General features: G+C 70.9%; 1 protein-coding gene. It reads left to right on the top strand.

The features are described from left to right. Positions 1 to 36: 36 nt before the first annotated feature. The coding region (locus E4U92_RS35570) for an AMP-binding protein (protein WP_137304584.1) at positions 37 to 591 on the top strand (555 nt) is incomplete at its 3' end.

Raw genomic sequence — 591 nt, 5'->3', positions numbered from 1 at the left:
GTCGTGGAGTCGGATGTCTCCCGGCCGATCGGGCGGATGGATCTGTTGTCCGTGGGGGAGCGGGAGGCTGTGCTGGGGGTGCCTTCGGTCGTGGTGCCGTCGGGGGTGACGTTGCCGGAGTTGTTCGAGGCGCGGGTGGCGGCGGGGCCGGATGCGGTGGCGGTGGTGTGGGACGGGGGTTCGCTGTCGTACGGGGAGGTGAACGAGCGGGCGAACCGGTTGGCTCATGAGTTGGTGGGGCGTGGGGTGGGTCCGGAGGACGTGGTGGCGCTGGCTCTGCCGCGCAGTGCGGAGCTGGTGGTCGCTGTGCTGGCGGTGCTGAAGGCGGGTGGGGCGTATCTTCCGGTCGATCCGGCGTATCCGGCGGCTCGTGTGGCCTACATGGTGGCGGATGCGGGTCCGGTCATGGTGTTGACGACGAGCGGGCACCGTGGTGTGGTCGGGGCGGCGAGCGGGGCGCCCGTAGTGCTGCTGGACCGGCTGGATGTGAGGGGTCGGTCCGGGGACAATCCTGTGACGGCGCTCGCGCCCGAGCATCCGGCCTACGTCATCTACACCTCCGGCTCCACCGGCCGGCCCAAAGGCGTCGTC

This window comes from Streptomyces galbus (assembly GCF_005280195.1).
Lineage (GTDB): Bacteria > Actinomycetota > Actinomycetes > Streptomycetales > Streptomycetaceae > Streptomyces > Streptomyces galbus.
This window is presented reverse-complemented; position numbering and strand designations above follow the sequence as displayed.